General features: G+C 65.4%; 26 protein-coding genes. 14 read left to right on the top strand and 12 right to left on the bottom strand.

Translation table 11 applies throughout. The features are described 5' to 3' along the window. Complete coding sequence (locus tag FHW64_RS09680; protein ID WP_184525443.1) at window positions 1–411, top strand: DoxX family protein; 411 nt, start codon at window positions 1–3, stop codon at window positions 409–411. Further along, window positions 401–2,038 carry an MFS transporter gene (locus FHW64_RS09685; RefSeq protein WP_184525445.1) on the top strand — a complete coding sequence of 546 codons (1,638 nt, stop codon included), beginning with the start codon at window positions 401–403 and terminating at the stop codon, window positions 2,036–2,038. Before FHW64_RS09680 ends, FHW64_RS09685 begins: the two co-directional genes overlap by 11 nt. Here FHW64_RS09685 and FHW64_RS09690 read toward each other — a convergent pair. Continuing rightward, entirely contained in the window at window positions 2,035–2,712 is a 678-nt protein-coding gene (locus FHW64_RS09690) for an alpha/beta family hydrolase (RefSeq protein WP_184525447.1), read from the bottom strand. The genes FHW64_RS09685 and FHW64_RS09690 overlap by 4 nt on opposite strands. Between FHW64_RS09690 and FHW64_RS09695 the strand changes: the two genes are divergently transcribed. Both FHW64_RS09695 and FHW64_RS09700 read left to right on the top strand, forming a co-directional pair. Then, window positions 2,711–4,444, top strand: coding sequence for a mechanosensitive ion channel family protein (locus FHW64_RS09695; protein ID WP_221210249.1), 1,734 nt, complete (start codon window positions 2,711–2,713; stop codon window positions 4,442–4,444). The two genes, FHW64_RS09690 and FHW64_RS09695, sit on opposite strands and share 2 nt — an antisense overlap. Window positions 4,445–4,453: 9 nt before the next feature. Then, the gene (locus FHW64_RS09700; RefSeq protein ID WP_184525449.1) at window positions 4,454–5,302 is read left to right on the top strand and encodes an aldo/keto reductase; all 849 of its coding nucleotides are present in this window, start codon (window positions 4,454–4,456) and stop codon (window positions 5,300–5,302) included. Here the strand turns inward: FHW64_RS09700 and FHW64_RS09705 are convergent, their stop codons facing one another. After that, entirely contained in the window at window positions 5,303–6,784 is a 1,482-nt protein-coding gene (locus tag FHW64_RS09705; protein WP_184525451.1) for a nucleobase:cation symporter-2 family protein, read from the bottom strand. Window positions 6,785–7,036: 252 nt separating this feature from the next. Here FHW64_RS09705 and FHW64_RS09710 point away from each other — a divergent pair, with 252 nt between their 5' ends. Both FHW64_RS09710 and FHW64_RS09715 read left to right on the top strand, forming a co-directional pair. After that, the gene (locus FHW64_RS09710; RefSeq protein ID WP_184525453.1) at window positions 7,037–8,443 is read left to right on the top strand and encodes a selenium-binding protein SBP56-related protein; all 1,407 of its coding nucleotides are present in this window, start codon (window positions 7,037–7,039) and stop codon (window positions 8,441–8,443) included. A gap of 4 nt (window positions 8,444–8,447) precedes the next feature. Next, window positions 8,448–9,122, top strand: coding sequence for a hypothetical protein (locus FHW64_RS09715; protein WP_184525455.1), 675 nt, complete (start codon window positions 8,448–8,450; stop codon window positions 9,120–9,122). Window positions 9,123–9,172: 50 nt separating this feature from the next. On the opposite strand, the gene FHW64_RS09720 is transcribed toward FHW64_RS09715, so the two are convergent. After that, entirely contained in the window at window positions 9,173–9,346 is a 174-nt protein-coding gene (locus FHW64_RS09720) for a hypothetical protein (RefSeq protein WP_184525457.1), read from the bottom strand. Window positions 9,347–9,360: 14 nt separating this feature from the next. Here FHW64_RS09720 and FHW64_RS09725 point away from each other — a divergent pair, with 14 nt between their 5' ends. Both FHW64_RS09725 and FHW64_RS09730 read left to right on the top strand, forming a co-directional pair. Continuing rightward, entirely contained in the window at window positions 9,361–10,083 is a 723-nt protein-coding gene (locus tag FHW64_RS09725) for a DUF2939 domain-containing protein (RefSeq protein ID WP_311733275.1), read from the top strand. Between the two features lie 16 nt (window positions 10,084–10,099). Continuing rightward, window positions 10,100–12,136, top strand: a complete 2,037-nt coding sequence (locus FHW64_RS09730; protein ID WP_184525459.1) for an AsmA family protein — start codon at window positions 10,100–10,102, stop codon at window positions 12,134–12,136. On the opposite strand, the gene FHW64_RS09735 is transcribed toward FHW64_RS09730, so the two are convergent. Genes FHW64_RS09735 through FHW64_RS09745 form a run of 3 tightly spaced genes read right to left on the bottom strand, consistent with a single transcriptional unit; the run spans window position 12,137 to window position 15,207 of the window. After that, window positions 12,137–12,877: a GntR family transcriptional regulator gene (locus FHW64_RS09735; RefSeq protein ID WP_184525461.1), complete on the bottom strand. Its 741-nt coding sequence runs from the start codon at window positions 12,875–12,877 to the stop codon at window positions 12,137–12,139. Window positions 12,878–12,934: 57 nt separating this feature from the next. After that, a complete protein-coding gene (locus FHW64_RS09740) occupies window positions 12,935–13,699 on the bottom strand; it encodes an aspartate/glutamate racemase family protein (RefSeq protein ID WP_184525463.1) in 765 nt (254 codons plus the stop codon). Between the two features lie 50 nt (window positions 13,700–13,749). Beyond that, window positions 13,750–15,207, bottom strand: coding sequence for an NCS1 family nucleobase:cation symporter-1 (locus tag FHW64_RS09745; RefSeq protein WP_184526303.1), 1,458 nt, complete (start codon window positions 15,205–15,207; stop codon window positions 13,750–13,752). A gap of 349 nt (window positions 15,208–15,556) precedes the next feature. Between FHW64_RS09745 and FHW64_RS09750 the strand changes: the two genes are divergently transcribed. The 3 genes from FHW64_RS09750 to FHW64_RS09760 all read left to right on the top strand — a co-directional run bounded on the left by FHW64_RS09750 (window position 15,557) and on the right by FHW64_RS09760 (window position 16,447). Continuing rightward, window positions 15,557–15,871 carry a hypothetical protein gene (locus FHW64_RS09750; protein WP_184525465.1) on the top strand — a complete coding sequence of 105 codons (315 nt, stop codon included), beginning with the start codon at window positions 15,557–15,559 and terminating at the stop codon, window positions 15,869–15,871. A 101-nt stretch (window positions 15,872–15,972) separates the two neighbouring features. After that, complete coding sequence (locus FHW64_RS09755) at window positions 15,973–16,221, top strand: hypothetical protein (protein ID WP_184525467.1); 249 nt, start codon at window positions 15,973–15,975, stop codon at window positions 16,219–16,221. Window positions 16,222–16,252: 31 nt separating this feature from the next. After that, entirely contained in the window at window positions 16,253–16,447 is a 195-nt protein-coding gene (locus tag FHW64_RS09760) for a hypothetical protein (protein WP_184525469.1), read from the top strand. Here the strand turns inward: FHW64_RS09760 and FHW64_RS09765 are convergent. The 5 genes from FHW64_RS09765 to FHW64_RS09785 form a co-directional block, all read right to left on the bottom strand. Next, window positions 16,435–17,406: a universal stress protein gene (locus FHW64_RS09765; RefSeq protein WP_184525471.1), complete on the bottom strand. Its 972-nt coding sequence runs from the start codon at window positions 17,404–17,406 to the stop codon at window positions 16,435–16,437. The genes FHW64_RS09760 and FHW64_RS09765 overlap by 13 nt on opposite strands. Window positions 17,407–17,620: 214 nt before the next feature. Then, a complete protein-coding gene (locus FHW64_RS09770; RefSeq protein WP_184525473.1) occupies window positions 17,621–18,847 on the bottom strand; it encodes an ArgE/DapE family deacylase in 1,227 nt (408 codons plus the stop codon). Window positions 18,848–18,851: 4 nt separating this feature from the next. Then, entirely contained in the window at window positions 18,852–20,630 is a 1,779-nt protein-coding gene (gene uraD / locus FHW64_RS09775; protein ID WP_184525475.1) for a 2-oxo-4-hydroxy-4-carboxy-5-ureidoimidazoline decarboxylase, read from the bottom strand. Between the two features lie 13 nt (window positions 20,631–20,643). Further along, window positions 20,644–21,585, bottom strand: coding sequence for an allantoinase PuuE (puuE, locus tag FHW64_RS09780; protein WP_184525477.1), 942 nt, complete (start codon window positions 21,583–21,585; stop codon window positions 20,644–20,646). A 17-nt stretch (window positions 21,586–21,602) separates the two neighbouring features. Beyond that, window positions 21,603–22,268, bottom strand: coding sequence for a GntR family transcriptional regulator (locus tag FHW64_RS09785; protein ID WP_088956075.1), 666 nt, complete (start codon window positions 22,266–22,268; stop codon window positions 21,603–21,605). Window positions 22,269–22,353: 85 nt separating this feature from the next. On the opposite strand from FHW64_RS09785, the gene uraH reads away from it, so the two are divergent. Continuing rightward, complete coding sequence (gene uraH, locus FHW64_RS09790; RefSeq protein ID WP_184525479.1) at window positions 22,354–22,716, top strand: hydroxyisourate hydrolase; 363 nt, start codon at window positions 22,354–22,356, stop codon at window positions 22,714–22,716. Window positions 22,717–22,722: 6 nt separating this feature from the next. On the opposite strand, the gene FHW64_RS09795 is transcribed toward uraH, so the two are convergent. Next, window positions 22,723–23,229, bottom strand: coding sequence for a hypothetical protein (locus tag FHW64_RS09795; protein ID WP_184525481.1), 507 nt, complete (start codon window positions 23,227–23,229; stop codon window positions 22,723–22,725). Window positions 23,230–23,282: 53 nt separating this feature from the next. Here FHW64_RS09795 and xdhC point away from each other — a divergent pair, with 53 nt between their 5' ends. Continuing rightward, a complete protein-coding gene (gene xdhC, locus FHW64_RS09800; RefSeq protein WP_184525483.1) occupies window positions 23,283–24,095 on the top strand; it encodes a xanthine dehydrogenase accessory protein XdhC in 813 nt (270 codons plus the stop codon). A 209-nt stretch (window positions 24,096–24,304) separates the two neighbouring features. After that, the gene (locus FHW64_RS09805; protein ID WP_184525484.1) at window positions 24,305–25,510 is read left to right on the top strand and encodes a urate hydroxylase PuuD; all 1,206 of its coding nucleotides are present in this window, start codon (window positions 24,305–24,307) and stop codon (window positions 25,508–25,510) included. The last annotated feature ends 17 nt before the right edge of the window (window positions 25,511–25,527 follow it).

A 25,527-nucleotide genomic window follows, 5' to 3' on the forward strand; every position in this document is an offset into this window, starting at 1 on the left:
ATGCAAGCGACGCTGCATGCCGCGCTCACCTCGCCGTGGCTGCACTGGCTGGCGCTGCTGTGCCTGTGCGCGGCGTACCTGCAAGGCGGCTTCGACAAGGCGCGCGACTTCTCAGGCGCGGTGGCCGAGGTGAAGGAACTTGGGCTCACCCCCGCAGCGCCGATCGCCGCCGCCACCATCGTGCTTCAGCTCGGCGCTTCGGCGCTGGTGCTGACGGGCTGGTATCGCTGGCTCGGCGCGCTCGCGCTGGCCGGCTTCACGGTGCTCGCGGGCTTTCTGGCCGATCGCTTCTGGCGGGGGCCGAAGTCGCAGCGACTGCACAAGGCCAATGCGTTCTTTGAACACTGGGGACTGGTCGGCGGCCTGCTGCTGATCGCCTGGATCGATCTGGGAGGCTCCTATGGCGGATGAATCGCCACGCGCTGCGGCTGCGCCCGCAGTGCCTTCGACCGGAGGCGGCAGCTTCGCGCCGCTTCGGCTGCCGGTGTTCGCGGTGCTCTGGGCCGCGACCGTCATCGGCAACATCGGCAGCTTCATGCGCGATGTCGCGAGCGCGTGGATGGTGACGGAGCTGTCCACGAGCGCCACAGCGGTCGCGCTGGTGCAGACGGCCGCGACCTTGCCGATCTTCCTGCTTGCGATTCCGGCTGGCGTGCTGTCGGACATCCTCGACCGGCGGCGCTTTCTCATCGGCGTGCAGATCCTGCTCGGCGCCGTGAGCATCGCGCTGCTGGTGATGGCGCGCACGCACACGCTGACGGTGGAAGCGCTCATCGGACTCACCTTCGTCGGTGGCATCGGTGCGGCGCTGATGGGGCCGACCTGGCAGTCCATCGTGCCGGAACTGGTGCCGCGCAGCGACCTCAAGAACGCAGTGGCGCTGAACTCGCTGGGCATCAACATCGCGCGCGCCATCGGGCCTGCGACCGGTGGCCTGCTGCTGGCCGCGTTCGGCGCCGCGCTGGTCTACGGCGTGGACGTGCTGAGCTATGTGATCGTCATTGCGGCGCTGCTGTGGTGGCGCCGTCCGCCGGCTGAATCGAAGGGGCTCGACGAGCAGTTCTTCGGCGCCTTCCGCGCGGGGCTGCGCTATGCGCGGTCCAGCCGTGAGTTGCACCGGGTGTTGCTGCGCGCGGCGGTGTTCTTCCTGTTCGCGAGCTCGGTATGGGCGCTGCTGCCGCTGGTGGCGCGCGGCATGCTCGGCGGCAGCGCTGGCTTCTATGGTGTGCTGCTGGGCGCCGTCGGCGGCGGCGCGATCCTCGGCGCGGTGCTGATGCCGAAGATGCGCCAGTGGCTCGACGCGGACGGACTGGTGCTCACTGCGTCGCTGCTCACCGCCGGCGTGATGGCGGCACTGGCCATCGCGCCCCCGCAGTGGGCGGCCGTGGTGCTGATGGTGGTGCTCGGCGTGGGCTGGATCATCGCGCTCACTACGCTCAACGGCGTGGCACAGGCAGTGCTGCCCAACTGGGTGCGCGGGCGCGGGCTGGCGATCTACCTGACGGTGTTCAACGGCGCGATGGCGGCTGGCAGCCTCGGCTGGGGCCTGGTGGCGCATCCCGTCGGTATTGCGGGCGCGCTGCTCATCGGCGCGGGTGGCCTTGCAGTGGTTGCGTTGATCTTCCACCGCGTGAAGCTGCCCACTGGTGAAGCCGACCTGCAGCCGTCCAACCACTGGCCGGAGCCGATGCTGGCCGTGCCGGTCGGCGGGGACCGCGGGCCGGTGATGGTGCAGATCGAATACCGCGTCCGCAAGACCGATCTGCCGGCCTTTCTGGAGGCGATGCAGCGTCTTTCGATGGAACGTCGACGGGATGGCGCCTACGCGTGGGGCGTCGCCGAGCACACCGGCGAGCCGGAGCGTGTCATCGAGTGGTTCCTGGTGGAGTCATGGGCCGAGCACATGCGCCAGCACCAGCGTGTCTCCAAGGCCGATGCCGACCTGCAGGCCGAAGCGCTGCGCTTCCACATCGGACCGGAGCGGCCGGTGGTGCATCACTTCCTCGCGCTCGATCAGAGCGCGGCCCAGGCAACCTAGCGTGACCCGGCGCGGAGGGCTTCGGCCCACTGCGCCACGTCGTCGAGCATTTCCTTCAGCACCGCCTCGTCGTCGCGCCCCGAGCGCTTCGGCACGTGGAAGGAGTGGTCGGCGTGCTCGATGGTCACCAGCGTGGCGCGCGCACCGAGTCCGGCGACCACGGGACGCAGCTTGTCGAGTTCGGCGAGCTTGTCCTGCGTGCCCTGCATGAAGAGCATCGGAATCTGCACCTTCGACAGATGCTCCGCGCGCGTGGTCGAGGGCGTTCCGGCCGGGTGCAGCGGAAAGCCTAGGAACACGAGGCCTGCAACGTTCGGCAGCGGCTCGATCGCCTGCGCTTGCGATGTCATGCGCGCACCGAAGGACTTGCCGCCGGCCAGCAGCATGAGCGAGCCGAATTCGTGCACCGCGCGCGCGACCGCCGCGCGCACTGCTGCATGCGCCACAGGCGGCGTATCCGGCCGCTTGCTGCCACGTTCCATGTACGGGAACTGGTAGCGCAATGTGGCGATGCGGCGTTCGGCAAGTCCGTCGGCCACGGCCGTCATGAACGCGTGTTCCATGCCCGCGCCCGCGCCGTGCGCGAACACGTAGCAGGCAACAGGGTCGTCCGGGGTCTGCAGGATGGCTGAGACCGCGGTGTCATCGCTGACTTGAATGGAGAGCTTCTGCATGTCGCCGGGCACTCTACATCCGATCGCCCGCCTGCAACAGATCGTGGCTTTCGCGGGCGATTGCCTTCATGATGCCGACTCGAAGAATCCGATGGAGGAGCGTTCCGCCATGTTCTTGTTGTCGAGGCTTTGGGGAAGCGCGTGCGCCGTGCTGCTTTTGCTCTGGGCGCTGCCGCTTCACGCGCAGGCACCGGCACAGACCGAGGCACCGCATTCGACTCCTGCGTCGCTGGTGGTGATGAACCGGACCATCATGACCTTCCGCGTGCCCTTCATGGGTTTCGAACCCGCGGACCGGGCGCGGGAAGCCCATGACCGCATCGACGACCTGCTCGCCCGACAGGGTCCGGCAAATGTCACCACGCAGGAGATCCCGCAGGGCATCCTGGTGAAGATCGACGATGCGCTCGCGTTCGGAGTGACCGCCGGCGACGTCAACACACTGCACAACGACACGCTGGAGAGCACGGCGACGCGTGCGGCCGACGCGCTGCGTGGCGCGATCAACGAGACACGGGAGTTGCGCGACACCCGAAGCCTGCTGAAGTCCGTGGCCATCGCGGTCGCGCTCACGCTCGGCTACCTGGCTCTGCTTTGGGTGCTCGCCCTGGCACGGCGGCGAATCGGCTATCGCCTCGCCAACATCGCGAAGGCGAAGACCGAGCAACTGCATCTGCACGGCGTGCAACTGATCGAGGGGGACTGGGCACTCGATCTCGTCCGCCGCCTGACGACCTTCCTGTTCTGGGTGCTGGCGCTGCTGCTCACCTACGAGTGGACCGGTCGGGTGCTGGAGCTCTTTCCGTACACACGGCCCTGGGGCGAGCGGATCAACGGCTTCCTCGTCGAGACCGCCGCGAAGATCTTCGGTGGCATCGCCGGCGCAATTCCCGAGCTGCTGATTGCAGTGATCATCTTCCTGCTCGCGCGTTTCGTCGTCGGGCTGCTGAGCCGCTTCTTCGATCGCGTGGCGAGCGGGCGCATCGACTTCGGGTGGGTCGACGCCGAAACCGTGCGGCCGACGCGCAGGCTGCTGACGATCCTGGTCTGGCTGCTTGCGTTGGTGATGGCGTATCCGTACCTGCCGGGTGCGAATACCGATGCGTTCAAGGGCCTGTCGGTGCTGATCGGTCTGATGGTGTCCATCGGCGGCGCGAGCGTGGTCGGGCAGATGCTGAGCGGCACCATCCTGACCTATACGCGCACCTTCCGCGTGGGCGAATACGTGCGCATCGGCGATCACGAAGGCACGGTGGTCGAACTCGGGATGTACCGCACGCGTCTTCGTACCGGTAACGGCGAAGAACTCACGCTGCCCAATTCCATGGTGCTGGAGACGCCCACCAGGAACTTCTCGCGCAACACGGCGGGCCCACGCATCGTGGTGGTCGACACCAGCGTGACCATCGGCTACGACACGCCATGGCGGCAGGTCCATGAAATGCTCAGGGAGGCGGCGCGCCGCACGAAGGGCGTGCTTGCCGAGCCCATGCCGCAGGTCTACCAGACCGCGCTCTCGGACTTCTATGTCGAGTACCGCTTGGTGATGCACGGCATGCTGGAAGAGGATCGCCCACGAATCGAACTGCGCGGCCGGCTGCACCAGAACATCCAGGATGTGTTCAACGAGCACGGCGTTCAGATCATGTCGCCGCACTACCTCGACGATCCTTCGGATGCGAAGGTCGTCCCCCAGTCACGCTGGTTCGAGGCGCCCGCGAAACGCGAATAGGAGCTTGAATTGCAGACTCTGGAAATCCCCGGCGGCGGCGCGATGCCCGCGCTCGGCCTTGGCACCTGGCACATGGGTGAATCAGCCGGGCGCCGCGCCAGCGAAGTGGCGGCAGTCCGTGCTGCCATCGACATGGGCTACAGGCTTATCGACACCGCCGAGATGTACGGAGAAGGCGGTGCGGAAGAAGTCGTCGGGCAGGCCGTGGCTGAAGCGCTGCGTGCGGGCGATGTGAAGCGCGAAGAGCTGTTCATCGTCAGCAAGGTCTATCCGCACAACGCGAGTCGACGAGGTACGCCGGCCGCCTGCTCACGCAGCCTTTCGCGGCTGGGGCTCGATCACATCGACCTCTATCTGCTGCATTGGCGCGGCGAACATCCGTTGGCCGAGACCTGCGACGCGATGCGCGCGCTTGTCGACACAGGGCGCATCCGCCATTGGGGCGTCAGCAATTTCGATGTCGACGACATGGAAGAACTTGAAGCGACCGATGGCGGCTGCGCGGCCAACCAGATCTATTTCTCGGTCGGCGAGCGTGGCGCGGAATTCAGCCTGCTTCCGTGGCAGCGCGAACGTGGAATGCCGTTGATGGCCTATAGCCCCATCGACCAGGGCGCGCTGGCCGCTGATGTTGCGCTGGGCAAGCTGGCGCAGCAGCTTGGCGTTACCACGGCGCAACTGGCGCTGGCCTGGGTCATCTCCCGGCCCGGTGTCGTTGCGATTCCCAAGGCCGTGCGCGAAAACCATCTGCGCGAAAACATCGCAGCGGCCGACCTCGTGTTGAGCGCCGAAACGCTCGCCGAGATCGACCGCCTGCATCCGCCGCCGCGGCGCAAGAGGCCGCTGGCGATGATCTGATCAGTGGGCTTCGGCCTGCTTGGCCGCGGCGATCATCGCCGCCTCGTCGTGCTTCGCGCCATTGAGGAAGAGGTTGAGCGCCACCGCGGCTATCGATGCGAGCAGGATGCCCGACTCCACCAGCGAGTGGATCGCATGCGGCATCCACTGTTTGAAGTTCGGCGCGATGAGCGGAATCATGCCGATGCCGATCGACACGGCGACGATCATCGCGTTGTGCCGGTTGGTCTTGAAGTCCACGCCCGAGAGGATGCGGATGCCGGTCGCGGCGACCATGCCGAACATCACGAGGCCCGCGCCGCCGAGCACCACCGTCGGCAGTGATTCGACCAGCGCCGCCATCTTGGGCAGGAGCCCGAGCACGATCAGGATCGCGCCGCCCGCCACGCAGACGAAGCGGCTCTTGATGCCGGTGACCGCCACGAGGCCCACGTTCTGCGAGAAGCTGGTGTAGGGGAAGGTGTTGAACACGCCGCCGATCAGCGTGCCGAGGCCGTCGGTGCGAAGGCCGCGCGCGAGGTCTTCCTGCGAGATCTTGCGGTCGGTCATCTCGCCGAGTGCGAGGAACATGCCGGTGGATTCGATCATCACCACGATCATGATCAGCGACATCGTGAGGATGAGGATCGGGTCGAACTTCGGCATGCCGAAGTGGAAGGGCAGCACGATGTCGACCCAGGGCGCGTTGCCGACCTTCTCGAAGGTCATGAAGCCGAAGATCGTTGCGACGACGGCGCCGATCACGATGCCCAGCAGCACCGAGATATTGGCGACGAAGCCCTTGGCGTACTTCACGATCAGCAGGATCGACACCAGCACGAGTGCCGCGATGGCGAGGCCGCCCAGGTCGGCGTACTTGGGGTTGGGCACCGAAGGCACGATTGACAGGCCCTTGGGCATCGGTGGGACTGCGGAGCCCGGCGAGGTCACGTCCGCGAGCCACTTGGCATAGACCGGATCGACGATGGCCGGCGCGGTTGGACCGACCGGGTTGCCGAAGATCCAGTTGATGCCGACGCGCATCAGGCTGATGCCGATGACCGCAATGATGGTGCCGGTGACCACCGGCGGGAAGAAGCGCAGCATGCGCGAGACCATTGGCGCGATCAGTATCGATATGACCCCCGCGCCGATGATCGAGCCGAAGAGCAGTTGCGCGCCGGACTGGCCGGGGTTGGCGTTGGCGATCGCGACCATCGGTGCGACGGAGGCGAAGGTCACGCCCATCATCACCGGCAGCTTGATGCCGAACCACTGCGTGGCGCCGAGCGACTGGATCAGCGTCGCGATGCCGCAGCAGAAGAGGTCGGCGGAAATCAGCAGTGCGACTTCCTGCGGGCTGAGCTTGAGCGCACGGCCGACGATGAGCGGCACGGCCACGGCGCCGGCGTACATCACCAGCACGTGTTGCAGCCCGAGGGCGGTGACTTTGCCCAGCGGCAATCGCTGGTCGACAGGGTGAACGGAGGCGGCAGCCGTCATTTCAAGTTCTCCAGGAGCGGCGTGAGAGGGGCAAGCCAGGGCTTGCAGGACTCGTGCCCAGGGAAGCGTTCACGAGTCTGTACGCCAAACTGTATACAGTTGAGCCGGCGCACTGTATGGCGGAAAACCCGGGTGCCGTCGCTGTTTCCCATCGATACAGGTGGCCGATCCTGACCGGACCGGTCAGGCGCATACTCGCCCGACATCGCCGCATCCGTGCGGCGCGTGGCCGTGTGTCTGCAGGAGTCCGCCATGCTCGAATCTCTGCGTACCGATCCCACCTTCTACCCCTCGCCGAAGCTTGCGATGGAGGCCGAGCCCGAGCGCATCGCCTATACAGCGCTGCTCTCGCCCGATGCCTCGCGGCCGGATGCGATCGCGGTGGTGGATGTCGATCCGGCGTCTGCCAGCTACGGCACCGTGCTGTACCGGCTGGACATGCCGAACAAGGGCGACGAGTTCCATCATTTCGGCTGGAACGCCTGCAGCTCCGCGCTGTCGCCGATGTCGGGGCATGCGTTCCTCAAGCGGCGCTACCTCATCATTCCGGGCATCCGTTCGTCGCGGATCTATGTGGTCGACACGCACCCGGACCCGAAGAAGCCGACGCTCAGCCATGTGATCGAGCCCGAGGAAGTCTTCCGCAAGACCGGCTATTCGCGCCCGCATACCGTGCATTGCGGACCGGAGGGCCTCTATATCAGCACGCTTGGCGGCGGTGGCGCCGACGGAATGCAGGGGCCGCCGGGGATCTTCCTGATGGATTGCGAGAGTTTCGAGGTCCTAGGCCAATGGGAGATCGATCGCGGACCGCAGAAGCTGCACTACGACTTCTGGTGGAACCTGCCGCGCGACTACATGGTGTCCGGCGAGTGGGCACTGCCGCCGCAACTCGAGAACGGCATCGTCGCCGAGGACCTGCTGGCCAATCGATATGGGCATCAGCTGCATTTCTGGGAGCTCCGCGCGCGTCGTCACGTACAGACCATTGATTTGGGCGCCAACCATCAGATGGCGCTGGAGATTCGGCCCGCGCACGATCCGACGCGCGAGTACGGCTTCCTTGGCGTGACCGTCGACACCACCAATCTCGAGGGCTCGGTCTGGACCTGGTGGCGCGAGGGCGGCAAGTTCCATGCGAAGAAGTCAGCGGTAGTGCCGCCCGAGCCCGCCGACGCATCCGTGCTTCCGCCGCTGCTGAAGGGCTTCGGCGCGGTGCCGCCGCTCATCAGCGACATTGATCTCTCGATGGACGACCGTTTCCTGTACGTGGCTTGCTGGGGCACGGGCGAGCTGCGCCAGTACGACGTGACGGACCCGTTCAACCTCAAGCTCGCTGGCAGCGTGCGCATCGGCGGCATCGCGAAGCACACGCCGCACCCCAACGGATCGAGTTTCGGCGGTGGTCCGCAGATGACCGAGATCAGCCGCGACGGAAAGCGGGTGTACTTCACCAACTCGCTCTACAGCCGCTGGGATGCGCAGTTCTATCCGGACGGCGTTCCCGGGCGGATGGCGATGTGCAATGTGGGCGCGAATGGCGGTATCGAGCTGGACAGCAAGTTCCTGGTCGATTTCGGCGCCGACTACGGATCGCACCAGGTACGGCTGCAGGGCGGCGACTGCTCGACCGATTCGTTCTGCTATCCGTCGGTCTGACGCAGTGGACCCCGTCACCACCGCATCGCTCTGGGCCGGCGTGGTGGCGGTCGGCGTCTTCCATGGCCTGAATCCGGCGATGGGCTGGCCGCTCGCGGTGGCCAACGGCTTGGGCGAGAAGCGCGACATTGCGGTCTTCGCGACGTGGCTGCCGCTCGGGGCGGGCCATCTGCTCGCCATGGCGCTGGTACTCGTACCCTTTGCCGCGCTTGCGTGGATGTTGCGGTGGAACCAGGAGCTGCGCGTTGGCGCGGGCCTGCTGGTGCTGTCGTTCGGCGTGTGGCGGCTGGCGCGACGGCATCGCCACCGCTGGTTGAACCGCGTGCGGCCGACGCAACTGGCGCTGTGGTCTTTCCTGATGGCGACCGCGCATGGAGCGGCTCTGATGCTGCTGCCCATTCTCATGGGCCTGTGCGAGACGCCACCGGCCGCACCGACCGGCTTGCCGGGTCATGCCACGGTCATGGAACTGATGCGCTCCAGCATCGGGATTGCCGTGACTGTTTCGCTCGTGCACACGGCGGCGATGATCGGGGCGGGCCTCGGCGCGGCATGGATCGTCTACCGCTACCTGGGCCTTCGCGCGCTGCGCGCTGCGTGGGTCGACCTCGACTTCGCGTGGGCACTCGGCCTCATCGCGGCAGGCCTTGCGGGAATCGCGACCGCGTTGATCCGCTAGGCCCCAGAAGCAGAAAAGCCCCCGAAGGGGCTTTTCTTGTTTCGTTCATCTCAGGCTGCGTGTGCCTTCGAGGACTTCTTGTGTGCCGTCTTGTGCGACGACGACTTGTGCTTCTTGGTCTTGGCGGCCGGTGCGGCGCCGGGTTCGGCCGGAGCCTGGGCGAAGGAGGAACCAGCGGCCAGTGCGAAGCCTGCAGCGAGAAGAGCGATGAGAGTGCGTTTCATGAAAGATCGGTGTTGTGACGGTTTTGAATTGGCCAGCCCGAAATTCCGGACTGGTCAAAGCGTTCAACGCGCCACTTCGAAGTCGGATGACACGTTGCAGAATCTCTTGCATGAAATCCAAAAGTCTCGTCGCGGTTGTTTTGGTTCTGCTGGTGGGCGTCGCGGCGTACTGGTATTGGTCACCGTTTCTGGCTTTGCGCCAACTCCAGACTGCGGCGCGCAACGGCGACGCGGAGGAATTCAACCGACACGTGGATTACCCGAGGTTGCGCGAAAGCCTGAAGGACCAGTTCTCGGCGCTGGTCGCGCAGAAGCTCGGCACGCAGCAGGATTCGGGGAATCCGCTTGCGGCGCTCGGCAGCATGATCGGATTGGGACTGGTCAACCAGCTCGTGGATGTGATGGTGCGGCCGGAAACGGTCATGGCCGCTATGACCCACGGGCGGCTCGCCCAGCCCGCACCCGCACCAACAAACCCGGCACCGGTGCCTGCTCCCGCTCCAGGACAGGCTGCACCGGAGAATTCCCCGCCGCCGGCCGAAGGCGCGCAGGCGAACGACAAGCCTCGCTGGATCATCGACCGGCAAGGCGCCAGTCGCATCACGGCCTTCGCGGTCGACCCCGCAAAGCCCGACGAGCCCAATTCAGAGCGCCTCGGACTGGTGTTCGAGCGCAGCGGCTTTGTTGACTGGAAGCTGACTGAAATCAGGATGCCGGCCTCGGCATTCAAGAAATAGCGGGCCTCGCGACATCATGGCCGACACCACCAGCGTCACGGTCCCCAAGAGGAGTGGGCGCGGCTGGCGCATCGCCGGCATTGTGCTGGCAGTCATCGTCGTGTTGCTGGTGGCCGCGGCCATCGGGCTTCGCATGGCCTTTCCGCCCGCGCGCATCTCCGCGCTGCTTGCCGAGCAGGTCACGGCCGCGACAGGCCGTGCGTTTCGCATCGATGGCGATCTGTCGATACGCTTGCTGCCGACGATCGCGGTGCGCGCGGACAACGTTGCGCTTGCCAATGCGGAGTGGGGTTCGCAGCCGGACATGTTCCGCTTCAAGCGTGCGGCGTTCGATGTGTCGCTCAGGGATCTGCTCGATCGCAGGATCCGCATTCTCAGCATCGAGGTGGATGGCGCGGACGTGCTGCTCGAAACGGATGGAGCCGGTCGCTACAACTGGCAGATGGGGCCGCGCGCGCCGTCCACCGGCAAGACGGCTGCACCGGCGCTTGCGCTCGACCGGCTCCTGCTTACGCAGGTGCACATCGGCTATCGCAATGCGGGCAAGGGGACATCGAACGAGATCGACATTGAATCGCTCGACCTGGAGGGGCAGGGCGATCGGGATCGGCTGAGCGCCACCTTCAAGCTCGGGTCGCAGCAGTGGACGGCGGAAGGCGACGTCGGCCGTCCGGCAACCCTCCTGTCGGGCACGGACGAATGGCCGTTCAACCTGCGCTTCGCGACCGGCGGTGCGCTCATGACGGCAAAGGGCGGCATGGGCGTTGGCCCGCGGACCGGAATGCTGTCGTCCCAACTCACGGTTCGTGCCGACAACGCCCAGGCGCTGTCACAGCTGTCGAAGGTGGTGGCTGCGCTGCCGATGCCTGTCGAGGCCAGCGCCGATGTTCAGCGCAATGGGGACGAATGGCGTTTCGACGCGCTGAAGCTGTCGCTCGCAGGACAACACCTGAATGGGAAGGTCACGTGGATGGCCACGCAGCCGACACCGAGCGTGGATGTCGACCTTTCGAGCGCGGAGATCGACCTCGGCAAATGGGGCGTGGGGCGATCTGCGAGCAAGCCGGCACCGGCCGAATCGGGGTCGCGCAAGCCGCTCTTCGGCGATGCGCCGCTGATCACGTTCGAAGCGTTGCCGGCGTTTCCGCTGCGCGTTACGCTGGGCGTCGATCGCCTCACGGTGCCGGGGCTGCCGCTGCTGTCGGGCGTGAAGGCACGCGCGGTGTCCGACAAGGGGCGTTTGACGATCGAACCGGTTTCCTTCGGAGTCGCCGGCGGGGACGTCAAGGGCAGCCTGGCGATCGCATTGAGCAAGGGGACCGCGCCGCGGACCGAGGTGCAACTGACGGCGCGGTCGCTGTCGGTCGACGCCCTCGATGGGATGTGGGGCGGAGGCAAGCAGTTCAAGGGCGGCCGCGCGAGCCTTGCCGCCAAGCTGTCGATGACCGGCCGCACGCCACGCAGCCTGGCCGCTTCATCGAACGGCGACGTGCAGTTCTCGGTGCGGGATGTGGCGCTGACCGGTCGAGCTGCGACGATCGACCGCGACGTTGTCGCGCGCCTCGTCGATGTGCTCCTGCCCAAGCAGGCTTCACGCGACGACCTCGTCGTGCAGTGCGCGGTGGCGCGTCTGCCGCTGCGCAATGGCGTCGCGCCGATCGACCGTTCCATCGCGATGGAGACACGGCAGATCGCTGTCGCTGCGATCGGCCAGATCGATCTGGCGAAGCAGACGATCGAACTCGAATTCCGGCCGCGGGTGAAGAAGGGGCTGGACCTGAACCCAGGCAGCCTCGTGCAGCTCATGCTGCTCAAGGGCCCGCTGGAGAGTCCCGAGCTGAGCATCGACCCCAAGGGCACTGTGCGGCAGGCAGCGACCTATGGTGTGGCTGCGGCGACGGGCGGGCTGTCGCTGCTTGCGCCGGCGTTGCTTGGAGAGGCAGGCGTCGCCACCGGTTGCGGACTGGAGGGTGGCGCTTCGAAGGGCGGCAAGGCGTCGCAGCCGGAAGGGCGCAAGTTCAGGCTGCTGCGCCCGTTTGAATCGATCCGCTGATCAGGCCAACAATGCCTTGATCAGGTCGAGCTGCCGGTCCGGCGCGCCGTTGGTCAACTGCAGATTCGCTTCGATCCGAGTCAGGTGCTCGGTCATGCTCGCAACGGCCGCTTCGACGTCGCCGCTGCGGCACAGGCGCAGGAAGTCCGAATGCTCGTCGGAGGAGCAGTGCGGGTCGTTCGACGAGTGGTAGAGCATCGCGATCAGCGAACTGCGGGCGACAAGCTCCCGGACCAGCTCCGCCAGCGTGTGATTGCCGGTGGCTTCGGCCAGCGCGACGTGGAAGTCGCCGAGGAGCCTTTCGCGCACCGTGCCGGTGGTCGCGGTCGAACGCAGCGTGGACCGCTCGAACTGGATGTGCTGCTCCAGCGCCAGATAGTCGGCTGCCGTCGCACGGGCAACGAACAGGCGGACCACTTCGCTTTCGAGGATGCGCCGCACGCCGAATACTTCGCGAGCTTCCTGCACGCTGGGCTTGCTCACGAAGGCGCCCTTGTCGGGAATGATCTCGATCAGCTTGTCCTTCGACAGCGTCAGGAGCGCGGCGCGGATCTTGGTGCGGCTGACCGCGTAGACCCGGCCCAGCGCTTCCTCGCGCAGCCATGTGCCGGGCGGCAGCCGCTTCTCCACGATGGCGGTCGCAATGTCTTGCGCGATGCCTTCGATGGTCGCGCCCTTGTCGGGCACGGCGGCGTCGGTCGTCGCCGGGGACGGCGTAGGGGTCTTCGGTACGCGGGGCATCCCGCGATTGTGGACGACCCGCACTACGCGCATTTCAGTTTTCCTTTGCGAAGCGAGCTACGCCGCGCGCTTGAGCGAGGGCGGTTGCGGTGCAAGCGTGAAGTCCTGGAGCAGACCAGTCATCGGCTTGGGCAGCGGACGCGCGAGCTCGCCGCGCTTGCTGGTGGCCAGGCGCAGGCTGACCAGCGACTCGATCAACTGCGTGCCCGCCGCGACGCCGTCGATCACCGGCACGCCGAGCACCTGCCCGATGTGCTCGCAGAAGTCGGCCATGCCGGCGCAGCCCAGCACGATGACATCGGAGCCGTCCTCGTCCAGCGCGCGTCGGCACTCGTCGATGATGCGGTCGCGTGCGCGCGAGCCGGGCGCTTCGAGCTCGAGCACCGGGATCTCGCAGGCGCGCACATTGGCGCAGAAGCGCTTCATGCCATAGGCCTCGGCGAGATGCCATGCCTGCCCGACGGTACGGCCCAGCGTGGTCACCACGCTGAAGCTGCTGCCCACGAGGCTGGCCAGGTGCATGGCGGCTTCGGCGATGCCGACCACCGGCCCGCGCGCCAGTTCGCGCGCCGCCTTGAGGCCGGGGTCGCCGAAGCAGGCGATCACGTAGCCGTCGATGCCCTCCCGCTCGCCGCCGGCGATCTCCTGCAGCAGCCCCGGCACCGCGAGCGCCTCGTCGTAGTGGCTTTCGATCGAGGCCGGGCCCATCGAAGGGCTCACGGCGACGATCTCGGTGCCGGGTCGCGCGACCGAGCGGGCGCAGGCACCGATCTTCTCGGTCATGCTCCAGGTCGTGTTGGGATTGATGATCTTGATGCGCATGGGAAAGGCGGAACGGGGTCCGTGGAGTCAGTCGGAAAGGGAATCGAGGTTCAACGCTTGCGTGCGTTGAGCGCCAGGTAGAAGACGAAGGCGAGGCCGGTGCCGATGAACCACGCGTAGTTCGCCGCGCCGTGCAGGTTGGGCAGCAGCACGCACATCACCGGGATCAGCGCGGCCGGAACCATCGCGAAGATGGCGCGGCGGTTGTAGCCGTTGGTGTACCAGTAGTCGCCCTTGGGGTTCAGGGTGTAGAGCGCATCGACGTTCACGCGCTGCTTGCTCACCACGTAGAAGTCGGCGATGAGGATGCCGAACAGCGGGCCGATGAAGGAACCCAGGATGTCGAGCGTGTAGTGGATCACCTCGGGGTTGTTGTAGAGGTTCCACGGCGTGATGAACACCGAGCCGACCGCGGCGATCATGCCGCCTGTGCGCCAACTGATCTTCTGCGGCGAGACGTTCGAGAAATCGAAGGCCGGCGAGACGAAGTTCGCGACGATGTTGATACCGACGGTGGCGATCATGAAGGTCAGTGCGCCGATCACGACGGCAGTGGTGCTGTCGATGCGCGCGACCGTGTGGACCGGGTCGGTGATGAGCTCGCCGAAGACCGGCAGCGTCGCGGCCGACGTGATGACCGACAGCAGCGAGAAGAACAGGAAGTTGACCGGCAGGCCCCAGAAGTTGCCCTTCTTCACTGCGTCGAAGCTCTTGCCGTAGCGCGAGAAGTCACCGAAGTTGAGCATCGGGCCGCTGAAGTAGCTGACCACCAGCGCAATCGCGCTGAGCATCACCGGCAGTGCGTCCCAGCCGCTGAACTTGAGGCCGCCGAGGCGCATGTCGATGTTGTTCCAGCCGGCCTTCCAGACCAGCCAGCCGCACAGCATCATCATCACGACATAGACGGCGGGGCCGGCCCAGTCGATGAAGCGGCGGATCGCTTCCATGCCGTGCCAGAACACGAAGGCCTGCAACACCCACATCGTCATGAACGCGACCCAGCCGAGCGTCGAGAGTCCGACGAAGCCGTGCTGCTGCACGTCGGCATAAGGCGCGAGGTTGGGAAAGAAGTGCAGCGCCAGCAGCATGAAGGCGCCGGAAGCGAGGTAAGTCTGGATGCCGTACCACGCGACCGCGATCAGCCCGCGGATCACGGCCGGGATGTTGGCGCCCAGCACGCCGAACGACGCGCGGCAGATCACCGGGTAGGGCGTGCTCGTCACCTGGCTCGGCTTGGCGACGAGATTGCAGAAGAACTGCACGATGCAGATGCCGACGAGCAGCGACACCAGCACCTGCCAACTCGACAGACCAAGCGCGAACAGGCTGCCGGCGGTGATGTACCCGCCGACGCTGTGCACGTCGGACATCCAGAAGGCAAAGATGTTGTATTGGCTCCACGTCTGCTTCTTCAGCGGGGCCAGATCCTCGTTGGTCAGGCGCGGGTCGTAGCCCGGTTTGATCAGTGCATGAGATTCCGGCTGCGGCGTGGCGGTCGGCGCCGGCATCTCGATGCCGACAGTGTGGATGGCTGTATTCACGGGTTGTCTCCTCGTGGCGGATGGCGGATCTCCGAACCCAAGGTTCGGTTCTTGGCTTGCACCCTATATTTGTATACAAAAAATGGGTGCAAACAAGCGCCGCATGTCGTTCAGAAGTCGGTGTTTACCCTTGCTGCCAATCGCTGGGAGGACTGGCAGGCTCAAGCTGTTGGGAGGCAAGGCTCAGATGGCATGAGCGGGTTTGTGGCGGGCGTATGACAGAAATTCGTGAATTTGTTCCGGCCCGAAAAAACGTAAGAAGAAAGTTGAATGCGATCGCTTGTAACTTTATGTTTACATAGGCACAATGTATTACATGGACGCACGAAACATCTCCAAACCGCAGTGGACGAGCAACGGGCTTCTGGGGCTCCTCCGCGCAAGCCTGCCGCCCTCCGAGCGCGCGCGGGCCGTGGCTACCCATGTGAACGCCAATCCGCCGCCCGAGCGCCTGGACAGCGATGAGCTCGCCGAAGTGGCCAGCGCCTGGCGTGATCGCACTTCGTTTGGAGATCTCGGTGCCGAGTCCGTCGCCCAGGCGCTGGAAATGGTGGCCCGTCGCCGCGCCGAAAAGCAGAACCGCATCCAGGCGATGGGCAAGCGTCTCTCCGATCTGATGAGGCTGCCGTGAGCCGCCTGCATGTCCGTCGCGTCGCGCGCCGCCTGGAGCGAATCCGCAGGATGCGATGCCGAACCCTTCGGTCCCAGTTTGTTCAACACACTCCCAACGCCATGAAAACCCAGAACGAAGCGATCAGCGAAGGCTACAACGTCGATCTTTCCGGCCCCGGCAGGCCGATGGGCGCGCGGGGCAAGTACCCCCACTTCGAAGTGATTCCGCTCCTGACGGACATGGAAGCGGAACTGCTCAACACCCTTGGCCTGATCCGCAAGCTGCTCACCGAAGGTGCGCCGAGCAAGGATGCACAGGAAGGCGTGGTGCTCGCGATCGACGGCCTCCTGTCCGTCGCCCGCACCTGAGTCCGGCTTACGAATCGTCGAGGAACCGAAGATGAACACCTACCAGACCGCGAACCAGGCCGTTGGCGTTGCCCGCACCCTGAGCAAGAGCTCCGCCTGCACGATCGTCGTGTACCAGGCCGGCGCAGGTAGATACGTCACGGCACGGCCCACCGATTCGGTCAGTGGGCTCGTCATCGGTGTCTATCGCAACGGGTATCTGCTGCCCAGCGGTCAGCGCGCCTGAGCTGCTCGACGAAGGCCATCGGCCTTCAGTCTTTGCCCGGCCGCGAAGCCTGTCGCGGCTCGCGCGTCACGGGGCACGATCAATACATCGCTCGTTGCCCAGCGGAGCACCCGCTCCGCCACATTCCCAAGAAAGAAATCCGCGATCGGTGAACGCCGGCGCCGCCCGACCACCAGAAGGTCGGCGCGGAGGTATTCCTGCTGCACGACGACCTGCCGCGCAGGATCGCCCTGGCCGATGGTGGACATCACGCGATTGCGCCGAGCATCGAACGAGTCGGTCAACCACAGGATGCGATTGCGTGCATATCGCAAGCACTCCTCCCTGTACGCGCGAACCTGGCGGGCGGATGCTTCGGCGGAACGCAGCTTTGCCTCGTCGCGCGAACTGATGGCGTGGAAGAGCTGGATGTCCGCATGGCGGTCGAGGTCGCACGCGAACCGCACGAGTTGCTTCGACTCATCGCTGAAGTCGACCGCGACAAGGATCCTGTCGTACGACCTGGGCGCCGCCTGCCGAACCACGAGGATCGGGCAGCGCACGAGCCGCGCCAGTCGTTCGGCGGCGCTGCCGCGGACGAATGCGATGAGCGGGCTCTCGCGACCTTGCCCCAACACGACGAGGTCTGCGCATCGCGCTTCATCGGCCACGTCCGCCAGCGTGTTGGCCGTTTGGCTCACGGTCCTTACCGTGTGCGGGAAGAGCGCATTCAGCGCACGGGCCGACTGCGCCAGCAGACTCGCCGCATCGGGTCTCGGCGCTGTGCCTTCCATCGACGCGGCCATCAGCCTGAGCGTTGCGCCGTGCTCGACCGCGAGCCTCGCCGCACGCTCCATTGCGCGGCCCGCTTGGAGGGAGAAATCGGTCAGGGCGAGGATGGAACGAATCCGTTCCGGCCTGCCATGAAGGGTGTGATGAGGGACGGCGAACACGGGTTCGCCGGAATTCGTTGCATGCATTGACGCACTCCAGTCGCCGCGCCGGAGAAATGCCCGGCGGTCGATGGTTTGCGCAAGAAAGGGAAGGAAACGGACCGCCGGGCTCAGGAATCTGCTGCAAGGAGCAGGGAGCAAAGAGGGACGGTCACGGTGTGCATGCGGGCGAGTGTAGGCCGGGGCGATGCGGTCTCGTTCAATGACCGCACGCCACGTGCCAGATTCGAGCGAGGCCCAATCAGGACAGTAGGTCGCTGAGGGTTCGAGCGATCACCTTGGTTGCGCGACGCAGGTCCTCGAGCACCACGCGCTCGTCGTTGCGCTTGGCGTGCGATTCGAGCACCGTACGCGGCCCGGCGCCGTAGATCACGCCCGGAATGCCCGCTTCGCCGTACAAGCGCACGTCGGTGTAGAGCGGGGTGCCCATGGCCTTGATCGGCTCGCCGAAGATCGCTTCGCCGTGTTTCTGGATCGCATCCACCAGCGGCTTGTTGCCCGCCAGCGGCTTCATCGAATTGGCCAGCAGCATGCGCTTGATCTCCACCGTGATGCCGGGCATCTGCGCAGCGCTGTCGGCAATCACCTTGCGGATGTTGGCTTCGACTTCCACCGGGTTCTCCTCGGGAATCATCCGGCGGTCGAGCTTGAACACGACCTTGCCCGGGACCACGTTGGTGTTGGTGCCGCCTTCGATCAGGCCCACGTTGAGGTAGGGGTGCGTGATGCCCTCGACCTTCGACGTGACTTCCTGATAGAGCTTGTTCTGCGCATAGAGCGCATTGAGGATGTTCACCGCACCCTGCAGCGCATCGACACCAGTGGTCGGGATGGCGGCGTGCGCCATCTTCCCGTGCACCGTGACTTCCATCTGCAGGCAGCCGTTGTGCGCAGTGACGACTTCGTAGCTGAAGCCTGCGGCGATCATCAGGTCGGGCTTGGTCAGGCCGTTCTTGAGCAGCCAGCCCGGGCCAAGGATGCCGCCGAATTCCTCGTCGTACGTGAAGTGCAATTCGACACTGCCCTGCGTCGGCTTGGCGACCGCTTCGAGCGCACGCAGCGCGAAGGTGAAGCTCGCGAAGTCGCTCTTGCTGACTGCCGCGGCGCGCCCGTAGAGGCTGCCATCTTCGATCTCGCCGCCGTACGGGTCGTGCGTCCAGCCCTCGCCGGGTGGCACGACGTCGCCGTGTGCATTGAGCGCGACAGTGCGACCGCCATTGCCGTACTTGCGGCGCACGATCAGGTTCGTGATGGACTCGAGACCGTAGTCCTTCACCTCCTGCTCGGGCACTGCATGCTTCTCGGCCTCGAAGCCGAATGCCTTGATCAGCTCCGCCGTGCGTTCGGCATGCGGCGCGTTGTTGCCGGGCGGCGTGTCGGTGGGCACGCGCACCATTTCCTGCAGGAAGCGCACTTCCTCGTCGAAGTGGGCGTCGATCCAGGCGTCGAGCTTGTTGTAGTCGGTCATGGTCTTAGTGGGCTTGTTCGGTTGCGACATCGTCGAGCAGCAGCTGGAAGGCTTGCACCGCCAGCTGCATGTCGTCGTTGGTGCTCGATTCGAGCGGGTTGTGGCTGATGCCGGAGTTGATGCCGCGCACGAAGAGCATCGCCTGCGGCATGACTTCGTGCAGCTTCATGGCGTCGTGGCCCGCGCCGCTGGGCATGCGGAAGAGCGGCACGCCGAGTTGGTCGACTGCCTTCTCCCAGCGCTTCTGCCACTCGGGCGCGCTGGGCGCGGCGGCGGCGCGCATCGTCTCTTCGAGCGTGTAGCGCACGCCGCGCCGCTCGCAGATTTCCTTCAGCGCATCCAGCACATCGTTGGCCAGCGCATCGCGCTGCTCGTTGTTCGGCGCGCGCAGGTCCAAGCTGAACTTGCAGCGGCCCGGCACGACGTTGATCGAACCGCTGGGCACTTCGAGCATGCCGACCGTGGCGACCGAGTCGCCATCCTTCGCGGCGCGCTTCTCGGCGAAGAGGATCAGCTCGGCGACTGCTGCAGCTGCATCGCGGCGACGGTCCATCGGCGTGGTGCCGGCGTGGCTCGCCATGCCGATGACTTCGCCGACGTAGCGCACGCTGCCGTTGATGGAAGTGACGATGCCGAGCGGCAGGTCGAGCTCGGTCAGCACCGGCCCCTGTTCGATGTGCACTTCGACGAAGCCGAGGTACTTCGACGGATCGCGCTGGAGCTTGGGGATGTCCTCATCCTTGAGGCCAGCGTTGCGGCGTGCCTCGCGCATGGTGATGCCGTCCGCGTCCTTCTGGTCGAGCCAGGTGTTGTCGAAGTGGCCGATCAGCGCGCCGGAGCCCAGGAAGGTTGCCTTGTAGCGCTGGCCTTCTTCTTCCGCGAACCCGACTACTTCGAAGCCGAAGGGCAGGCGGCGGTTCTGCCGCTTGAGCTCGCGCACGCAGGCCATTGGCACGAAGATGCCCAGCCGGCCGTCGTACTTGCCGCCGTTACGCACGGTGTCGTAGTGCGAGCCGGTCAGCAATGTCTTCGCTCCCGGCGTCGCGCCGTCATAGCGGCCCACCACGTTGCCCACCGCGTCGATCTCGACATGATCGAAACCGGCCTCGCGCATGTCCTGCGCGATCTGCTGCGCGCACGCGCGGTGCGCGTCCGTGAGGTAGGTGACCGTGAGCTGGCCCTTCTCGGCATAGCCCGGATCGGTGTGAACCGACAGCTTCTCCTGCCAGTCCCACACGTCGTTGCCGAGCGCCGGATCTGCATTGAACTTGTCGTCCAGCCGGATCTCGGCGATGCGATGGATGTTGCGCAGCGCCTCGCCGAGTTCGAAATCAGGATGGTTGTGCACCCGGCGCTCGAAGGTCTCGATGATCTCCTGCTTCAGGAGTCCGGTGCCGCGCGGACCGCGCACCGCGAGGATGAACGGAAAGCCGAACTTGGCGTTGTAGTCCGCGTTGAGTTGCTGGATCTTCGCGAACTCCTCGGGCGTGCACTGCGTGAGGCCTGCCTTGTTCTGCTCGTTGGTCGATTCGGCCGTGAGACTCTTGGCCACCATGGCCTTGCCAGCCAACTCGGGGTGGGCACGGATCAATCCGAGCTGCTCTTCGCGCGATGCGCCGGTGACAGTCTGCACCAGAGCGTGCTTCAGGTGCGCGAGCGAGCGGAAGGGCCGAGCCTTGGCGGCGCGCTCCGCGATCCACGGCGAGTGTTCATAGACGCCGTCGAGCAGCGCGATGAATTCGGCGCCCGAAGCGGCATTCAGTTGGTCGATGGTGAGGGCCATGTCAGTCTCCGTTCTAGGCTGCGGCGTACGGGTGCGTCGCCTTCCAATGTTTCGCGATGTCGACGCGGCGGCAGACCCACACGCGATCGTGCGCAGCGATGTGATCCAGGAAGCGCTGCAGCGCGGTGATGCGTCCTGGCCGTCCGAGCAGGCGGCAGTGCATGCCGATGCTCATCATCTTCGGTGCCTCGTCGCCTTCGGCGTAGAGCGCATCGAAGGAGTCCTTCATGTATTGGAAAAACGGGTCCGCGTGCGAATAGCCCTGCGGCAGTGCGAAGCGCATGTCGTTGCAGTCCAGCGTGTAGGGCACGATCAATTGCGGTACGACTTCGCCGTCGGTCTTCTGCACCTTCATCCAGAAGGGAAGGTCGTCGCCGTAGTAGTCGCTGTCGTATTCGAAGCCACCGTAGTCGGCCACGAGGCGTCGCGTGCGGGGACTGTCGCGGCCGGTGTACCAACCGAGGGCCCGTTCGCCGGTGAGCTTCTCGATGGCTTCCATGCCCAGGCGCATGTGTTCGCGCTCGGTTGCTTCATCGATGTTCTGGTAGTGGATCCAGCGCCAGCCGTGGCAGGCAATCTCATGGCCCAGTTCCTTGAAGGCGGTCGTGAGTTCCGGATAGCGCTCGAGCGGCATGCCGACGCCGAACACGGTGAGCGGCAGGTTGCGCTTCTCGAACTCCCGCAGGATGCGCCACACGCCGGCGCGCGAGCCGTATTCGTAGATGCCTTCCATGCTGATGTGGCGCTCCGGAAAGCTCGCCGGGTTGAACATCTCCGAGAGGAATTGCTCGGAACCCGCGTCGCCGTGCAGTACGCAGTTCTCGCCGCCTTCCTCGTAGTTCAGCACGAACTGCACGGCAATGCGTGCACGGCCGGGCCATTGGGCGTGAGGCGGATTGCGACCGTAGCCGACGAGGTCGCGCGGATAGGGAAGGGTGGTGTCGTAGATGCTCATGGTGGATCGGATGGGGTTCAGGCCAATGCCAGCGAGATGTCGTGCGTCGGGACCTTTCGGTCGAAGGTGAGGTTGGCCTCGACGTGCTCGAGGTGCTCCGTCATGAGGCGAACTGCGCGTTCTTCATCCTTGGCGGCAAGCGCCTTCACGATGTCGGCGTGTTCGTCGTTCGAATGCTCGGCCGCGCTGGCGCTCTGGTACATCAGCGTGATGAGCGCGCAGCGGGAGATCAACTCCCCGAGGATCTGCGCCAGAACCGCATTGCCCATCAACTCGGCCATGCGGACATGGAAGTCGCCGAGCAACTCTGTGCGACCCGAGATGTCTTCACCGGAGACGGCAGCTTTCTCGAGCGCCACATGCTCCTTGAGCGCCTTGATCTTGGCCGGCGTCACGCTGCGCACGAAGGCACGCGTCATCTCGGCCTCAAGCATGCGGCGCACGGCAAAGACCTGTCTCGCTTCGTCGACTGCCGGCGCCGCGACGAAGGCGCCGCGCGCGGGTTCGAGGCGGATCAGCTTGTTCTGCGAGAGCTGGAACAGCGCCTGCCGGACCAGCGTGCGCGAGACGCCGAAATGGTCTGCCAGCTTCTGCTCAGCCAGCTTGCTGCCTGGCTGTAGGCGGTGCTCCACAATGGCCTTGGTGAGTGCGTCGACGATGGCGCGGGTGGTGGTCGATTCCATGGTTTTTTCATGATAGACCGAAAGCCCGGAACTGTATACACTTTTGTCGACCGGAATTTCCCGAATGCACTGAAGGAGCGAATCCATGGGCTTGAGCACCCACGTACTGGACACGATGCACGGCACACCCGCCGCCGGCATGGAGGTTGCGCTGTACACCACCGACGGCACGGGCGAAGACGCGCGCGCCACGCTGGTGCGGCGCTTCACACTGAATGCGGATGGACGCAGCGACGGTCCGCTCTATGACAACACCACGCTCAAGACGGGGACTTATCGCCTGGTATTCGACGTGGCCGGCTATTTCAAGGCGCGCGGCGTTGCGCTGCCGGAGCCGAACTTCCTCAATCGCGTTGCGCTGGACTTCGGCATCGCGCGGGCCGACCAGCACTATCACGTGCCGCTGCTGGTGAGCCCCTGGAGCTATTCGACGTACCGAGGCTCGTGAAGCGCGCTAGAGCTGGCCTTCGCTGAGCGTATCGAGCTGGAAATGACCTTCCTCATCCCACAGCCAAGTGTCTGTCCAGGTCACCTTGCCGAGCTTCGTCGGCGCGGGGAAGGGCGAGGCTTCGAGCACGGCCTTCTCGACCTCTGCGATGACCTCGGGCGCATGCGTCGGTGCGCGCATCCAATGCATCGACATGACCTTGCCGCTGCCGTCGAGTTCGACCTGCAGCGTACCGACCGCGTAGAGCATGGGTGGCAGCTTGCCTTCGTAGATGCGCGTCTTGTTGAGCTGGTAGATGTAGCGTGCGGCGTCCTTGCGGTAGTCGCGTGCCGTCGTCGCGTTCGACGGGGTGGGGCGGGGACGGTTGGTGTCGCCGCGCTCGGGTACCGCGTTGCTCAGTTGGCCGGGAACGGCGCCCGGTGCAGTCGGACTGGTGCCGCAGCCGGCAAGCCAAAGGCTGGAGAGAAGCGCGCCTGCCAAAGCGAGGCGGCGCGGCGTGAGCTCGAATTTCATTGGCGCGGTTATACCGTGGCGGGGAGCAGGCGCCGAAACCGGGGGTATCGCCGATGACAGGCGCGGTCGATGAACTCCTCGCGCGACTGAAGCGCGAGCCCGGAATCCTGGTGCGGGTCGAATCGACGCAGGGCTCGGCGCCGCGCGAGGCCGGAACGTGGATGGCCGTCTGGGCCGACAGCCTGACGGCGACCATCGGCGGTGGGCAGCTCGAATTCCAGGCGACGGAGGAAGCACGCGCATGGCTCACCGGCGGGCCGGCCATCGAAGGCATTCGCCGCTATCCGCTCGGACCGAGTCTTGGCCAGTGCTGCGGCGGCGTGGTTTTTCTTTCTTACCGACGAATCGACGCTTCGGACGCGAAGTTGCTCCAGAAGGAGCTGCTCGCGCATCTCGAACCCGTCGCGCTGTTCGGTGGCGGCCACGTCGGCGCGGCGCTGGCTCGGCTGCTTTCGACGCTGCCGTTCTCGGTGCGCTGGATCGACAGCCGCGACGGCGTCTTCCCGGATGCGCTGCCCGCGCAGATCGAGACCGAATATTCCGATCCCGTGCAGCAGGCTGTCGCCGACCTGGCGCCCGGCACGCGCGTGCTGATCATGAGCTTCAGCCATGCGGAGGACCTCGACATCGTGATCGCCTGCCTGAAGCGCCTGCGCGAGCGCAACGATCTGCCTTACATCGGCCTGATCGGGAGCAAGACCAAGTGGGCGACCTTCCGCCACCGGCTCGAAGCGCGCGGCTTCACCTCGGACGAGATGGATCGCGTCACTTGCCCGATCGGCGTGCCAGGCATCACCGGCAAGGAGCCGGAGGTCATCGCGGTGGCGGTGGCGGCACAGTTGTTGCAATCCCTGTATTCCGCGTGAGGGTGATCAGGGTTTTCCTGCACACATCCCGGTGCCTGAACCCGATGACATTCTTGCAAAACTGTATACACTTCGGTTTACAAGCCGCAGCGGAGCGAGGAGCCGAAAGGTGCCTTTCGTTCGCGGCAATAACTCTGCTTACAGCGCCCGCAGTGGTGAGCAGGCCGGAACACCACGGCGTTCCCACACGCCGTAAGGGTTGAAGCCAAATGGAAAGCTATTACCTCGACTGGGCCAATCTCCTGCTCCGCTGGGTCCACGTCATCACCGCGATCGCCTGGATCGGCGCCTCGTTCTACTTCGTGATGCTGGACAACAGCCTCGAGAAGCCGCAGGACCAGGAATCCCTGGACAAGGGCGTCGGCGGCGAGCAATGGGCGGTGCACGGTGGCGGCTTCTACAACATGCAGAAGTACGCGCTGGCGCCGAAGAAGCTGCCCGACCACCTGCACTGGTCGTATTGGGAGAGCTACTCGACCTGGCTGACCGGTTTCGCGCTTTTCACCGTCTCGTACCTGTGGAACGCCAGCACCTACCTCATCGACAAGTCAAAGATGGACTGGCAGCCCGGCGCCGCCATCGCAGTCGCGCTGGCCTTCTTCGTCGTGTTCTGGATGGTGTACGACGGCATCTGCCAGATCTTCGGCCAGCGCAAGAACGGCGACACCATCGTCGGCGTGCTGGTGGCGGTCTTCATCGCCTTCGCGGCGTGGCTCGCCTGCCACTGGTTCGCGGGTCGCGCGGCCTTCCTGCTGGTGGGCGCGATGATGGCCACGACCATGAGCGGCAACGTCTTCTTCTGGATCATTCCTGGCCAACGCAAGAACGTCGCGGCACTGCGTGAGGGCAAACCGGTCGACCCCATCCACGGCGCTCGCGGCAAGCAGCGCAGCGTGCACAACACCTACTTCACGCTGCCGGTGCTGTTCGCGATGCTGAGCAACCACTACAGCTTCACGTACACGAGCAAATACAACTGGATCGTTCTGCTGCTGATCATGCTCGGCGGCGCGGCTATTCGTCAGTTCTTCGTGGTGCGCCATCGCTTCAAGCTGGGCAATGCGCGCAATCCACTGCCGTATGCGCTCTTCGGCATCGCGGTGCTGGGTCTCACCATCGTCTGGATGAGGCCCGAGCCTGCCGCTGAAACCGCACCGGGCGCCGCAGCGCAGAAGGTCTCGTTCGGCGAAGTGCAGAAGGTGCTCGAACAGCGCTGCTACATGTGCCACGGGGCGCAGGTGCAGATGAAGAACGTGCGGCTCGATGCACCCGACCAGGTGGCCGCACATGCGCAGGCGGTGTATCAGCAGGTGGTGGTCACCAAGATCATGCCGATGAACAACGCCACCGGCATCACCGACGCAGAGCGCGCTTTGATCGCGAAGTGGTTCGAAGGCGGCGCAAGTACCAAGTAACGCCCCAGGCCGTGCGT

Source organism: Variovorax sp. Sphag1AA (assembly GCF_014192575.1).
GTDB lineage: Bacteria > Pseudomonadota > Gammaproteobacteria > Burkholderiales > Burkholderiaceae_C > Variovorax.

Bases quoted from the DNA above. Each gene is read 5' to 3' on its own strand.
- FHW64_RS09680 (WP_184525443.1), top strand. From the start codon at position 1: ATGCAAGCGACGCTGCATGCCGCGCTCACCTCGCCGTGGCTGCACTGG.
- FHW64_RS09685 (WP_184525445.1), top strand. From the start codon at position 401: ATGGCGGATGAATCGCCACGCGCTGCGGCTGCGCCCGCAGTGCCTTCG.
- FHW64_RS09695 (WP_221210249.1), top strand. From the start codon at position 2,711: ATGTCGCCGGGCACTCTACATCCGATCGCCCGCCTGCAACAGATCGTG.
- FHW64_RS09690 (WP_184525447.1), bottom strand. From the start codon at position 2,712: ATGCAGAAGCTCTCCATTCAAGTCAGCGATGACACCGCGGTCTCAGCC.
- FHW64_RS09705 (WP_184525451.1), bottom strand. From the start codon at position 6,784: ATGACGGCTGCCGCCTCCGTTCACCCTGTCGACCAGCGATTGCCGCTG.
- FHW64_RS09710 (WP_184525453.1), top strand. From the start codon at position 7,037: ATGCTCGAATCTCTGCGTACCGATCCCACCTTCTACCCCTCGCCGAAG.
- FHW64_RS09720 (WP_184525457.1), bottom strand. From the start codon at position 9,346: ATGAAACGCACTCTCATCGCTCTTCTCGCTGCAGGCTTCGCACTGGCC.
- FHW64_RS09730 (WP_184525459.1), top strand. From the start codon at position 10,100: ATGGCCGACACCACCAGCGTCACGGTCCCCAAGAGGAGTGGGCGCGGC.
- FHW64_RS09735 (WP_184525461.1), bottom strand. From the start codon at position 12,877: ATGCCCCGCGTACCGAAGACCCCTACGCCGTCCCCGGCGACGACCGAC.
- FHW64_RS09740 (WP_184525463.1), bottom strand. From the start codon at position 13,699: ATGCGCATCAAGATCATCAATCCCAACACGACCTGGAGCATGACCGAG.
- FHW64_RS09745 (WP_184526303.1), bottom strand. From the start codon at position 15,207: ATGCCGGCGCCGACCGCCACGCCGCAGCCGGAATCTCATGCACTGATC.
- FHW64_RS09750 (WP_184525465.1), top strand. From the start codon at position 15,557: ATGGACGCACGAAACATCTCCAAACCGCAGTGGACGAGCAACGGGCTT.
- FHW64_RS09755 (WP_184525467.1), top strand. From the start codon at position 15,973: ATGAAAACCCAGAACGAAGCGATCAGCGAAGGCTACAACGTCGATCTT.
- FHW64_RS09760 (WP_184525469.1), top strand. From the start codon at position 16,253: ATGAACACCTACCAGACCGCGAACCAGGCCGTTGGCGTTGCCCGCACC.
- FHW64_RS09765 (WP_184525471.1), bottom strand. From the start codon at position 17,406: ATGCATGCAACGAATTCCGGCGAACCCGTGTTCGCCGTCCCTCATCAC.
- FHW64_RS09770 (WP_184525473.1), bottom strand. From the start codon at position 18,847: ATGACCGACTACAACAAGCTCGACGCCTGGATCGACGCCCACTTCGAC.
- uraD (WP_184525475.1), bottom strand. From the start codon at position 20,630: ATGGCCCTCACCATCGACCAACTGAATGCCGCTTCGGGCGCCGAATTC.
- puuE (WP_184525477.1), bottom strand. From the start codon at position 21,585: ATGAGCATCTACGACACCACCCTTCCCTATCCGCGCGACCTCGTCGGC.
- FHW64_RS09785 (WP_088956075.1), bottom strand. From the start codon at position 22,268: ATGGAATCGACCACCACCCGCGCCATCGTCGACGCACTCACCAAGGCC.
- uraH (WP_184525479.1), top strand. From the start codon at position 22,354: ATGGGCTTGAGCACCCACGTACTGGACACGATGCACGGCACACCCGCC.
- FHW64_RS09795 (WP_184525481.1), bottom strand. From the start codon at position 23,229: ATGAAATTCGAGCTCACGCCGCGCCGCCTCGCTTTGGCAGGCGCGCTT.
- xdhC (WP_184525483.1), top strand. From the start codon at position 23,283: ATGACAGGCGCGGTCGATGAACTCCTCGCGCGACTGAAGCGCGAGCCC.
- FHW64_RS09805 (WP_184525484.1), top strand. From the start codon at position 24,305: ATGGAAAGCTATTACCTCGACTGGGCCAATCTCCTGCTCCGCTGGGTC.